Consider the following 11,821-nt stretch of genomic DNA (forward strand, 5'->3'; position numbering starts at 1 on the left):
ATGCAACAGACCGCAGTCTCAACCAAGCGACTTCAACGCATATGAGCATCGACCCTTCTTCCATAGGAACGCAGGTTTCAACCTGGTGGCACCGGACCTTTGTTGATCTGGCGCAGCAATTGCGGTGGTCTTACCTGCCGCCGTTGATGGTCTACTTTGCTGCAGGCGTTTCTGGCCTGACATCAGTCGTCGGTGCGTTTTTTCTGAAAGACTATCTAGATTTATCCGCGTCGTTTGTTGCCGGGCTGGCATTTTGGGCCGGGCTTCCGTGGATTCTGAAAATGCCACTGGGGCATGTGGTTGATCTGTTCTGGCGCTGGAAATCCTTGTTGATCTTGCTGGGCGCTTCACTGATCACATTGTCGCTTGTAATAATGTACGGGCTTGTGACCGCGCCGGCGCTTATGTCAGGCACGATGCCATTGGAAGACTGGTATGTGGTCGCCCTGCTGCTGGCCCCCTCCGGCTATGCAATCCAGGATGTTGTCGCCGACGCCATGACGGTCGAAGCGGTTCCAAAGGTCGACCAGGATGGCCGCCCTTTTACACCCGAGGAAAGCCGTGCGCAGCACACCACCATGCAAACCTTGGGCAGAGTTGCGATAATCTCGGGGTTTGCCGCAGTTGCGGCGGTGAACATATGGATTTTCTCTGGTGCGGAAGAGCTGCAAAATTCGGATCGGCTTGGACTATATGGCCAAGTCTACCTAATCGCGCTGATCATCCCGCTGCTGTCGGTTAGCGGCGTTGTGCTGCACACGTTGATCCAGCGCCAGCGCCGCCTCCAGGGTCACCCAGCACACGGCCCCGAAGACGTCACCGAGGTCAAATGGTCGATCTTGCTGGGTGGCCTCGCGTTTGTTGCACTCAGCATAACGCTGGGAACAGCGGAATTCGCATTTGCGCAAGAGACTATTTTCGTGGTGTCCCTAGCGGTCATCCTCTACCTCATGTCGCGCCTGCTAAAAGAGCTGGAGCCAGCACAGGCGAAAGCCCTGATTGGGACGGCAACAATCATATTCGTGTTCCGCGCCGTCCCCCTGCCCGGCCCCGGACTGACCTGGTTTGAAATTGACGAGTTGGGCTTTGATGAACAGTTCCTCGCAATCCTGGCCCTTTTGACATCCCTGCTCGCGTTGCTTGGCCTATTCATCCTGAGGCCTTTTATGGCCAATCGTTCGATTGCGCATGTTGTTGTGGTCCTCACGATCGCTGCGGGTATCCTCGCCCTGCCCAACCTCGCGCTGTACTACGGCGTGCATGAATGGACGGCAGCCCGCACAGGCGGGATCGTGGACGCAAGGTTCATCGCCATTCTTGATACAGCCGTAGAATCCCCGCTTGGGCAGATTGCGATGGTCCCGATGCTGGCGTGGATCGCGCGCAACGCCCCCACGCAGTTGAAGGCGACTTTCTTTGCGGTCATGGCATCGTTTACCAACATGGCCCTGTCGGCCAGTAGCTTGGGCACAAAATACCTGAACGAAATATTCGTCGTTACGCGTGAGGTAACAAACCCGGAAACCGGTCTTGTAACCTCAACCGCGGATTACAGCGAACTTGGATACCTGTTGATTGCCGTTGCCTTGATTTCGGTGATTGTACCGTTGGCCATGGTTTTGCTTGTCCAAAACTCCCGCTTCCAAACACGCGAATGACTACTGACCTACGGTTTCATCCAGCAATGCGACAAGATCCGAAACTGGAACACCGATGTTCGAGCCGCCAAATTCCGGCAGAATCGCTGCATTGATTGCCACGACCTCACCCCTGCGGTTCAGGGCCGGCCCCCCACTGCCACCGGTCGTAGTTTCGGCGTCATAGACAACGGAACCCGGACTTGTTCGTGCAACGATTCCGCGGCTGGCAAGTGGTTGGATCTTGCCTTCCGTAGAGAGCCGAGAAGCGATTGACCAGAAGTTAAGTGTTCCCTCCTTCTCAAGCGTTTGTAGAAATCCCGGCCCTGCTTGTGCGATCAAGGCCTTCAAACCCGTTGGATAGCCCAGCAAGTAAACCTCTTCACCCGCACGCGGCGCGGCATCCGACAAGGGTAGCCCCAGCCCCTGCACACGGTTCGCATCCACTGACAACAGGGCCAAATCGGCCGTTTCGCTGTACTTATCCAAATGCGCTTGTATTGGTTCGGTTTCACCGGGCAAAAAGGCCAGTAAATTCAACATCTCTGCCTCAAGTCCCGCAGATGTCAGTGCTTTTTCGCGATCTGCCGAAGTCCAGGGCAACGCGACATGACGGTTTGTGACCATCAGCGGAACACCCTCAAGTAAAAAGCCGGTACCTGTGAACTGAAACTCTGCCGGTTCCCCGGTTCCATCCGGTTCGATCCAAGGTTGCCCGAACGGGGTTTGCAGCTTTTCTCCATTCGGGCCCAAGACGTGCCGCAGAAGCTTTCCGCTTTCGATATGGCGCAACCCGTACGCCCCTTGAATGAATGCAACGGACCGCGTTGAGGCAGTAATTACCCGCGTTGGTGCGCCCGCGCGCTGTTCCAGCGTCCCAAGCCGCTGCTCGGTCGAGATGACCTGATTTTCAAACGCGTTTCTCAGCGTATTCAGGTCTTCCGGTGTCAGCGCGTCCTCTCGGGTCTGCGCAAGCATGACGGCAACGGCTTCGATTTTGCGAGACTCCTCATCGATACTTTCCGCCAACCTCTGGTCGTTTTGATAGAGAAGGAACACAAGTCCTGCGATCAGGAACAAGGCAGCAACGACCGTGATGCGGAACAGGATGGTGGTCTGCGATGCTAGCCGCCGCCCACTGTCGCGCAGCGCACCGGACATCCGTTTTGCAAAGGGCCGTCTGCTGGATCGGGCATAGGCATACGCGTCACTCAGAATATCTTCGACGGTATGACGTCTGGGGAATACGTGGTTGCATATTCTGTACCGGGTCATCGGACCTTTTTCACCAAACTCGATCATGTCGCCGGGTCTAAGGCGTTCCGACGAAACCAATCGCCCATTGACCCAAACACTGCTGCCAGAAGGCGCGGTAACCGAGTAGCCATCGCCGACCCATTGTAGCGCGGCAACATCGTTGTCATGGGGCGGCATGTCATCTTTCAGGCGCAAGCTGATTGCTCTGTTCTCACCAACCGATACGGTCAGGGCATTGTCGACAAGCCAGGTTACGTTTCCGCGCGACGGTCCGGTCAGGCTTTCTAAAAACGCGCGGACGTTTCCGCCTCTGACGTTGGGCAGTGGTGTTTCTCCGTTCCCGTCGGTTTTCCGCATGCAAGTCCCCTGTCAAAGGATGCAGTGCCACTTTAACATGCGTTTACGGCGTTTCGAATGCTGTCGTCCCAGTCTTTAGAGTCGGCTTCGGAATACACGCAAAATGCCGCGAAACTGAAACAGCGCAGCCCAAAGGAAAGCCTTCAATGCAATCAAGTGCCAGTGCATGAACACTATCTGACGAAACCCTGACCCTGCCTACGTCTACGCGGCAGATTTTCGCCGCTGAGAACCAGAGCTTCGCCACTGGCAGATTGGCGCGCCTGATTAATCACTGATGTAAGGAGCGACGGATCGCTCCTTTGCCATGCTGACCGTGACAGATCAGCCTCAAGCCAACCCGAGTATTGCCCGGGCTTGTGCAGGTGTCGCGACCGGGCGTTCGTACTGCGCGCAGATGTTTGCAGCGCATTCGACCAAAGCGGCATTTGACGGGGCCAGAGTATTTCTGTCCATTCGAACGTTGTCTTCCAAACCTGTTCTGGCGTGCCCGCCCGAAGAGATTGCCCAATCGTTCAATACGATCTGCTTCGGACCAATCCCGGCCGCGCACCACGGTGCTCCGGGGAACAACCTGTTCACCGTTTTGACGTAAAAGTCGAACACGTCCCGATCAGCTGGCATCGCGTTTTTGACACCCATCACGAACTGCACATAAGGCGTATCCTTTATCTTTCCCTTTTTGTGCATCTCGGCAGCCATCAGGATGTGGCTCAGATCAAAGGCTTCAATCTCTGGCTTGACATCATACTCAATCATCTCAGCCGCGAGCCAATCAACAAGGTCAGGCGGGTTTTCATAAACGCGCGTTGGGAAATTGTTCGATCCAACAGATAACGAGGCCATATCCGGCCGCAACGGCAGCATGCCGCCACGTGTCTTGCCCGCGCCGGAACGCCCGCCAGTGGAAAACTGGATGATCATACCGGGGCAGTGCTTTTCCAGCCCTTCTTTCAGCCGGGCAAATTTCTCAGGATCGCTCGAGGGCGTTTCGTCGTCGTTGCGCACATGGGCGTGACAGATCGCGGCCCCTGCCTCGAACGCTTCCTGCGTGCTTTCGATTTGTTCTTCCACAGTTGTGGGAACGGCTGGATTGTCAGCCTTGGTGGGCACAGACCCTGTAATTGCCACACATATGATACACGGTTCCGCCATTTTATGCCTCTTTTGGTGCGAGTACAAAGTCGAACTCAACATCCCAATATGGCCCGTCAAAGCCAACCTCTTTTGACCTCGCCGGGTCATCGACCCGCTTGAATTCAGCAATCAGGCTTTCTTTTACCCCAAAAACCGCGTCCGAGTTTATGTATTCGTCATCAGGATCAAAGATATGGGTCGTCAGATCATCAAACCCCTCTTTCGAGACGATATAGTGTAGATGCGCGGGCCGGTAGGTGTGCCGCCCAAGGCGATGCAACAGGTCGGCAACCGGGCCGTCATCTGGGATCGAATAGTTCTTGGGCCGAACAGCGCGGAACCAATAGGTCCCGTCCGCCCCGGTCGTAAAGACGCCGCGCAGGTTGAAATCTGGCTGGATACCCTTTTGCTGGACGTCGTAGAAACCGTCGTCATTGGCCTGCCAGACATCAATCTTGACGCCTTCCAGCGGATTGCCGTCCACATCGGTGACACGCCCACGAACGACCATGTCCTCGCCCTTCTGGTCAAGGCAGATATTGTGCCCCATCTCGTATTCCGGCGCGCCGCCCACATGGAAGGGGCCGAGCACGGTGTTTTCTGAGGCTCCGGTCGGACGACGCGAGTTTACGGCGTCCACCAACATCGACACACCCAGCACGTCAGAAAGCAGAATGTATTCCTGCCGCCAGTCGTCGCACATATGCCCCACCTTGGTCAGGAACATAATCGCCTCGAACCACTCCTCCTGTGTGGGTTCAATTTCTTTTACGGCTTCATGAAGCTTGCGGATAACAACCTCCATCACCTGTTTGAGCCGCTCGCTTTCCGCATTCTTGTTGCGCGCAGAAACAACCTCGGCCGAGTTTTCCTCGGTAAAGTATCCCAACTCATGCGTTTCCATTGTAACCTCCAAACCTGTGTAAGCTTGATCCGACTTCGCTCAGCGCGAAAGGATTGCGCTCAGCGCACGTCTTAATTCGGCTTCGGCATCGGCGGGCAATTCTGCAGAACGCCACGCAACATGTTGATCGGGACGAACCAGCAAACAGCCGGTATCTGAGATTTCGGATGCTCTTGCCCAATCCCCTGTATGGTCAACATAGGTTTGGCGCGGCCCAATGACATGGCACCGGATGGGCATTCCGAACTCAGCCGACACGGCCCGGGCTGCTGCCACCCACGCTTCGCCGCCTATGCCGGTGAAAATTGTGAACTCGCCTCGACCGCACAGATCCAACGTTGAATGCTTGTTGCCCGTGTCGTGATCAAAAACCCAGACATGCGGAATGCGCGCACCCGGCCATGTTGTCGGCTGATAATGCAGCTCGGCGTCTTTTTCGAAGCCGGGATCAGGTTGGCCGTCTTTTTCAACCGCGCAGGAATCGTAGCGCTGGTTCATTTCGACGCCATGCGCATCAAACTCGTACTTCTTGAACGCAATGGCCTCGCGGATCGCCTGCCGCTGGGCCTGTGCGTCGGGTGTTGAGCCGGTGCGTGCCTCAAGGTTGCTTTGCATAACCTCCGGATCAACCCCTTCGGCCATTCCGAGCGCTTCAAAAATGGGTCCGAATTCGCCAATAGATTGGTTGGCCCGCGTGACAATCTGCTTGGCAACCGGCGCGCGTTCTTCACTGTAGCTGTCCAGCAACTCTGCCCCGGCATGTCCTTTCAGAACGGCAGCCAGTTTCCAAGCCAGGTTAAAGCTGTCCTGGATCGACGTGTTCGAGCCCAACCCGTTCGAGGGCGGGTGACGATGAGCCGCGTCGCCCATGATAAACACGCGATCTTTCTGCATATGCGTGGCGTACATGTTGTTGACGGTCCACGTGTTGGCACTGATCAGCTCGATCTCAAGCTCGGGATCACCAACAAGCTGGCGTGCAACCTGCGTTGCCATGGCCTCATCGACCTCGGGCGCTGGTTGATTGATGTCATAGCCCCAGACAATCAGCCACTCGTTCCACGGCCTGACCATCCGCACCAAACCCATGCCGATACCGCCCACATTTGCGCCGGGTTGCATTACCCAGTAAAGCACCGACGGGCGATGCGCCACGTATTTGCTGAGGTCAGCGCGGAACAGAATATTCATCGACCCGCCGACACCCATCTGCCCCTCAAACGGCAGACCCTCATGTTCGGCAACAAGCGAGTTACCACCATCGGCACCCACCAGGTATTTCGACCGCACCGTAAGGGTCTCGCCCGACAGGCGATCTAGACATGTGGTCGTGACACCGTCTTCATCCTGTTCGTGGCTCAGGTATTCTGTGCTCATTCGTGCCTGCGTTCCACGACGACAGGCAGTGCCGAACAGGATAGGTTCCATGAAGGTTTGCGGCAGGTCATTCATCATGGTCGGGCTGGACAGCAGATGTTCAGCCTTCGAAAGCGGATGATTGCCCCAGCTTTTCATCCGCCCGATTTCTTCACCGGCCAGGCTTTCGCAGAACACGTTTTCACCCATCAGATCCTGATGCGCGGCATGCATATAGGCTTCGGCCTCGACCTCGTGCCCGAGATCCCGCAAAACCTCCATCGTGCGCTGGTTGGTTATGTGCGCCCGCGGTGTATTGGCCAACCAGCGATAGCGGTTGATGACCATATTCTCGATGCCATAGCTTGCCAGCAAAGCCGCCGTGGCTGATCCCGCCGGGCCAGTGCCAATGATCAAAACATCTGTTGTGATGGTGGCCATGTTGCGCTTCCTTCTATTTGTCAGTTTTTGATGTGTTGGCGCCGTCTTGCGGGTTGGTCAGCACAAGGCGACGGCGTACGGGGAACAGTTGCAGCCCGGTTTTTTCAGAGATCAGCCCCCACAGACCGCGCGGAGCAAAGAGCATGACCACGATCCCGATCAGCCCCAGAACCATGAGGTACCAAGAACCGTAATCCGCAAGCAGACTTTGCAGGATAAAGAATACGAGCACGCCAAGGATCGGTCCTTCGATTGTGCCGATCCCCCCGATTACGACGATGAAGATCACGTAGGCCGTCCAATCGGTGACCGAGAAAGCAGCGTCGGGCGAAATGCGGACCTTTTGAACATAGATCAATGCTCCGGTCAGGCCGGTTCCCATTGCTGAGACAAGGTAGACCAGCCATTTCATCCGCGCCGCATCAACGCCGACCGATTTGGCGGCTTCGACATTGTCGCGCACAGCGGCCAGCGCCAGACCGCGCTTGGTTCGCAGCAGCCAATAGATGCCGGCAATCGTGGCAATCACCAACCCAAGAGCCAACCAGTATGTCAGGATATCCCGCGCAGCAGCCCCTCGGACATCAAAGGTGGCCTGTATCCACTCGGTCGCCCACATCTCACGCGTTGCCGTGCGCGGCAGAGAGGTGCCGGTGCCGCCACCCAGCAGCTTCCATTGGGCGACCAGCAGGCGCATCACCTCGGCGATCACCCATGTGCCGATGGCGAAGTACGCCCCTTGCAGGCGGAAGGCGAAGAACGCCGTGGGAATGGCGACAACCAAGGCCGCAACTCCGCCCAGAAGGATCGCGGGAACTGGGTCCATGCCCCAAAGGATCACGCCACCGAACATGGCGTAAGCCCCCATGCCCACAAAGGCCTGCTGACCCACGGAAACAAGACCACCATAGCCCGCAAGCAGGTTCCAGAACTGCGCCAGCACCAGCATCGTGAAGATGAAAAACAGGTCCTGGATCAGACCCCTGCCGGCAAAGGCGGGCAGCAGGATGAACACTGCGATCAAGACGACGCAGACTGCCCCGGCACTGTATGAGGCGCGCGTTTGCGTCCTGACGCGATACATCGGGATATCAGCCATCAGTCCACCGCCCTTGGAAACAGGCCTCTGGGTTTGATCAGAAGCACGATGAGAAAGGCCAGATGACCAGCCAGGATTTGCCATTCTGGATTGATCGCGGCACCAAGCGTTTGCGCGACGCCGATGATGACACCGCCCACAAGCGTACCCCACAGGCTGCCCAGCCCACCGATGATCACCGCTTCGAACGCATAGATCAGACGTGCAGGGCCGATATTGGGGTCGAAGTTCGCGCGCATTCCCAGATAGAGGGCCGCCAGCGTCACCACCAGCATCGCAATCGCGGTTGCGGTGGCAAATATGCGTTCCGGGCGGATTCCCATCAGACCGGCGGTAACGGCATCATCTGATGTCGCACGGAAGGCTCGGCCCAGTTCGGTGCGATAGAAAAGCTGGTTGAGGCCAACGATCACAAGAATTGCCGAAGCAAAGGTCAGCAGCGGCAGCACACCCAGGTTCAAACCGCCCAACTGGACCGAGGCCGTGGCGATCTCACCAGCTGGCAGCCGTTGGCTATCTGCGGAAAACCCTTCCAGCAAAGCGTTTTGCAAGACGACAGACAAGCCGAAGGTGACCAGCAAGGGCGGCAGGATGTCAGGCCCCAGCACCCGGTTCAGAACATGCCGCTGCAAGGCCCAGCCGACGCCAAACATGATCGGTGCGGCGATGATCGCTGCCAGAAATGGGGAAAGCCCCAGCAGCGACACAAGCAGGAGGATCAGGTAAGCGGCGAAGATGATCAGGTCGCCGTGCGCAAGGTTGACCAGCCTCATGATCCCGAACACCAGGCTCAGCCCGGCAGCGAAAAGCGCATAAAGCCCCCCCAGCAGCACACCCTGAATGATGGTGTCGATCCAAATCATATGGTGGCTCCTCCGAAATAGGCATCATGGATGGCCTCACGGCTGAGCGTGTCCGCTGCGCCCTCTAGGGTGACACGGCCTTCCATCATACAGTAAACGCGATCCGAGACTTTCATCGCTTGCCCGATATCCTGTTCAACCACGATCAGGCTGGCCCCAGCGTCCTGAATGCGGGGCACGGCGGCGTAAATGTCCTTGATAACCACGGGGGCCAGTCCAAGGCTGATTTCGTCACAAAGCAGAACGCGCGGATTGCTCATCAGGGCACGGCCAATCGCAACCATCTGCTGCTGACCGCCCGAAAGTGCGGTTCCCGGATGGTTTCGGCGCTCTTTCAGGATCGGGAACAGATCGTAGACTGTTTCAAGCGACCAATGTCCCGCGACTTTCCGGCCATAGGTTCCAATAAGCAGGTTTTCTTCGACACTTAGCGAAGGAAACAACCGACGGCCTTCGGGTACCATTGCAACACCGCGCGCCATGATCTCATCCGCGGTCAGGTGGCCAATTGGCTGACCGTCAAACTGCACCTGATCTGTTTCATTGATCAAAACGCCTGAGATGGATCGCATCAGGGTCGATTTTCCCGCGCCATTTGCGCCGATGATTGCAACAGCCTCGCCCTCTTCCAGACGGATATCCACGCCGAACAAGGCCTGAAAATCCCCGTAAGAAGCCGTCAGCGCATGGGTTTCCAGCAAACTCATCAGACTTCGATCCCCAGATAGATTTCCTTGACTTCGCGGCTGTTCATGATCTCGTCCGGATCACCCAGGCCAATTACCTTGCCGAAATCCAGAACCAGAAGCCGCTCGACCACGGATGTCAGCGCATGAAGGACATGCTCGATCCAGATGATCGTCACACCGCTGGCGTGCAGGCCTTTGATAGTATCAATCAGGGCCGTGCATTCGGCATCCGTCAGCCCACCGGCGATTTCATCCAAAAGCAGCAGCTTTGGGCGGGTCGCCATCGCCCGCGCCAGTTCCAGGCGCTTACGTTGCAACAGCCGCAGACCCCCTGCAGGGTCATTCGCCACCTCCGACATTTCTGTCTGTTCCAGAATTCGCACGCAGTCTTGTTCGACCTCGTGTTCCGACTTGCCCTGCCCGTGTGTTGCGGCAACAAGTAGGTTTTCAAAGACGGTCAAGTGATCGAAGGGCTGAGGAATTTGGAATGAGCGCCCAATCCCAGACAGGCACCGCTGCATAGGCGGAACGCGGGTCACGTCAGCCCCATCGAAATGGATAGACCCCGCATCAGACGTCAAATTACCGGTAATCAAATTGAACAGCGTCGATTTACCTGCGCCATTGGGACCAATGATCCCAAGCGCCTGCCCCGCCGCAACGTCAAAACTGACGTCGTCTGCAACGGTCAAAGCTCCGAAGCTTTTCGAGACGTTTCTAAGTGAAAGAATTGTCATACCGGTAGTCCTGCCCCGGAAATCGGGGCTTTGGTTTTGAATTGATCAGGAGATTTCTTCCATGACGCCGGCTGTTGGAATCTCGGGCGCTGAAGAATTGTCGACGATCACAAGGTCGTAGCTGCCATCGTCAAGCAATCGCCACTGCCCTCCGACCAACGGCGTTTTTGCGACGTTCTTCGCGGCAAAGGGTGGCAGTCCCGCGCCATCAAACGCGATCCGGCCAACGATCGACTCCAACTGCGTTGCAGCAATTGCTTCCGCCACGGCGTCTCCGTCACCGGCATCATCGACGCGGCCCATGACATTGGCTGCCATTTCGAACAGCGCATGCACAAAGCCGATGGGTTGGGTCCATTGCCGGTTAGTCGCGGCCATGTAGCCTTGTGCCAGTTCCGCCGAACTCGATCCCGTCAACGAGGAGGAGAATGGATGCGTCGGAGACCACCATACTTCGGAACTCAAGTTGTTGCCTGCGGTGCCCAATGCCTCGACTGCTTGCGGAAACAGGATCGCTTTGCCGATGCTTGCGGCCTTGGGTGTGAACCCTTGCTGTTTGGCCTGGCTCCAGAATGTCGTGAAATCGGGCGGGATCGGAACGCCGGTTACGATTTCAACATTCGCCTGTCGGAACGCGTTGATCTGGGCCGAGAAGTCGTCGGTCAGGTTTTGATAACGCCCGGGGTCCGTCAGGGTGTATCCCAGTTCGGACAATACAGGCGGGAAGCCAACATTCGGATCACCCCAAGCGTTGCCGTCACCGTCGTTGGGGAACAGGCCGCCAACTTGCTTGTTGGTCTCCAACTGTCCCCACATTGCAGTGAAAACTGAAATCACATCTTCCAGACCCCAGAAGAAGTGGTAGGCGTAATAGAAGGGTTCCCAGCTTGACGGATCGCCAGGGTTGCCTTGCTGCCCGATGAACCACGGCTGCCACGGGGCGACGGTTGAAATGCAGGGCATCTCTTCGGCCTCGCATGTCGCGGCGACTGGGTTCGTCGTTTCGGGCGTTGAGGCGACAAGCATCAGGTCAATCTCATCATCTACAATCAATTCACCCGCGACATCCGCGGCCCGGTTCGGGTTTGATTGGCTGTCTTTGACAATGACTTCAAAATTCGCGCCGGCCTCCGACGCGGCAAAGTTGTCCAGAATGAATTTGTCCGCCTCGGAAAACGCGGCCAACGGACCGGACTGAGGGCTGACATATCCAAGTTTGATTTTTGCCCCCTGCGCGATTGCAGGTGCGGCCAGTGCGCCAGCGGCAAGGCCAAGGCCGGTTGCAGCGCTGGATTGTAGCAGTTTGCGTCTTGTGATCATGTGTCCCTCCCTTGACACGGTGAA

Annotated in this window: 10 protein-coding genes; 1 reads left to right on the top strand and 9 read right to left on the bottom strand. The window is 56.9% G+C overall.

Annotation, left to right across the window (positions count from 1 at the left end; genetic code table 11):
• Window positions 1-41 precede the first annotated feature (41 nt).
• Entirely contained in the window at window positions 42-1,658 is a 1,617-nt protein-coding gene (locus ACXAET_RS07800; RefSeq protein ID WP_475183534.1) for an MFS transporter, read from the top strand.
• Here the strand turns inward: ACXAET_RS07800 and ACXAET_RS07805 are convergent, their stop codons facing one another.
• The 9 genes from ACXAET_RS07805 to ACXAET_RS07845 form a co-directional block, all read right to left on the bottom strand.
• Window positions 1,659-3,251, bottom strand: a complete 1,593-nt coding sequence (locus tag ACXAET_RS07805) for a trypsin-like peptidase domain-containing protein (RefSeq protein ID WP_475183536.1) — start codon at window positions 3,249-3,251, stop codon at window positions 1,659-1,661.
• 330 nt (window positions 3,252-3,581) lie between these two features.
• Window positions 3,582-4,406, bottom strand: a complete 825-nt coding sequence (locus ACXAET_RS07810) for a 3-oxoadipate:acetyl-CoA acetyltransferase (protein WP_475183538.1) — start codon at window positions 4,404-4,406, stop codon at window positions 3,582-3,584.
• A gap of 1 nt (window position 4,407) precedes the next feature.
• On the bottom strand, window positions 4,408-5,292 hold the full coding sequence (locus tag ACXAET_RS07815; protein WP_068332476.1) for an intradiol ring-cleavage dioxygenase: 885 nt from the start codon (window positions 5,290-5,292) through the stop codon (window positions 4,408-4,410).
• Window positions 5,293-5,331: 39 nt separating this feature from the next.
• Window positions 5,332-7,089 (bottom strand): FAD-dependent oxidoreductase, encoded by a 1,758-nt coding sequence (locus ACXAET_RS07820; RefSeq protein WP_475183540.1) that lies wholly within the window; start codon window positions 7,087-7,089, stop codon window positions 5,332-5,334.
• Window positions 7,090-7,102: 13 nt separating this feature from the next.
• Window positions 7,103-8,188, bottom strand: a complete 1,086-nt coding sequence (locus ACXAET_RS07825) for a branched-chain amino acid ABC transporter permease (protein ID WP_475183542.1) — start codon at window positions 8,186-8,188, stop codon at window positions 7,103-7,105.
• A complete protein-coding gene (locus ACXAET_RS07830) occupies window positions 8,188-9,051 on the bottom strand; it encodes a branched-chain amino acid ABC transporter permease (RefSeq protein ID WP_475183544.1) in 864 nt (287 codons plus the stop codon). The genes ACXAET_RS07825 and ACXAET_RS07830 overlap by 1 nt, the downstream gene beginning before the upstream one ends.
• Window positions 9,048-9,758 carry an ABC transporter ATP-binding protein gene (locus tag ACXAET_RS07835; RefSeq protein ID WP_224889469.1) on the bottom strand — a complete coding sequence of 237 codons (711 nt, stop codon included), beginning with the start codon at window positions 9,756-9,758 and terminating at the stop codon, window positions 9,048-9,050. The genes ACXAET_RS07830 and ACXAET_RS07835 overlap by 4 nt, the downstream gene beginning before the upstream one ends.
• Entirely contained in the window at window positions 9,758-10,477 is a 720-nt protein-coding gene (locus ACXAET_RS07840; protein WP_475183547.1) for an ABC transporter ATP-binding protein, read from the bottom strand. The genes ACXAET_RS07835 and ACXAET_RS07840 overlap by 1 nt, the downstream gene beginning before the upstream one ends.
• 45 nt (window positions 10,478-10,522) lie before the next feature.
• Complete coding sequence (locus ACXAET_RS07845) at window positions 10,523-11,797, bottom strand: ABC transporter substrate-binding protein (protein WP_475183549.1); 1,275 nt, start codon at window positions 11,795-11,797, stop codon at window positions 10,523-10,525.
• Between the last annotated feature and the right edge of the window lie 24 nt (window positions 11,798-11,821).

The organism is Ruegeria sp. AWH4_226 (genome assembly GCF_056159225.1).

What these genes read in the sequence shown, in the direction of transcription:
- ACXAET_RS07800 (WP_475183534.1), top strand. Translation starts at nt 42, where the DNA reads ATGAGCATCGACCCTTCTTCCATAGGAACGCAGGTTTCAACCTGGTGG.
- ACXAET_RS07805 (WP_475183536.1), bottom strand. Translation starts at nt 3,251, where the DNA reads ATGCGGAAAACCGACGGGAACGGAGAAACACCACTGCCCAACGTCAGA.
- ACXAET_RS07810 (WP_475183538.1), bottom strand. Translation starts at nt 4,406, where the DNA reads ATGGCGGAACCGTGTATCATATGTGTGGCAATTACAGGGTCTGTGCCC.
- ACXAET_RS07815 (WP_068332476.1), bottom strand. Translation starts at nt 5,292, where the DNA reads ATGGAAACGCATGAGTTGGGATACTTTACCGAGGAAAACTCGGCCGAG.
- ACXAET_RS07820 (WP_475183540.1), bottom strand. Translation starts at nt 7,089, where the DNA reads ATGGCCACCATCACAACAGATGTTTTGATCATTGGCACTGGCCCGGCG.
- ACXAET_RS07825 (WP_475183542.1), bottom strand. Translation starts at nt 8,188, where the DNA reads ATGGCTGATATCCCGATGTATCGCGTCAGGACGCAAACGCGCGCCTCA.
- ACXAET_RS07830 (WP_475183544.1), bottom strand. Translation starts at nt 9,051, where the DNA reads ATGATTTGGATCGACACCATCATTCAGGGTGTGCTGCTGGGGGGGCTT.
- ACXAET_RS07835 (WP_224889469.1), bottom strand. Translation starts at nt 9,758, where the DNA reads ATGAGTTTGCTGGAAACCCATGCGCTGACGGCTTCTTACGGGGATTTT.
- ACXAET_RS07840 (WP_475183547.1), bottom strand. Translation starts at nt 10,477, where the DNA reads ATGACAATTCTTTCACTTAGAAACGTCTCGAAAAGCTTCGGAGCTTTG.
- ACXAET_RS07845 (WP_475183549.1), bottom strand. Translation starts at nt 11,797, where the DNA reads ATGATCACAAGACGCAAACTGCTACAATCCAGCGCTGCAACCGGCCTT.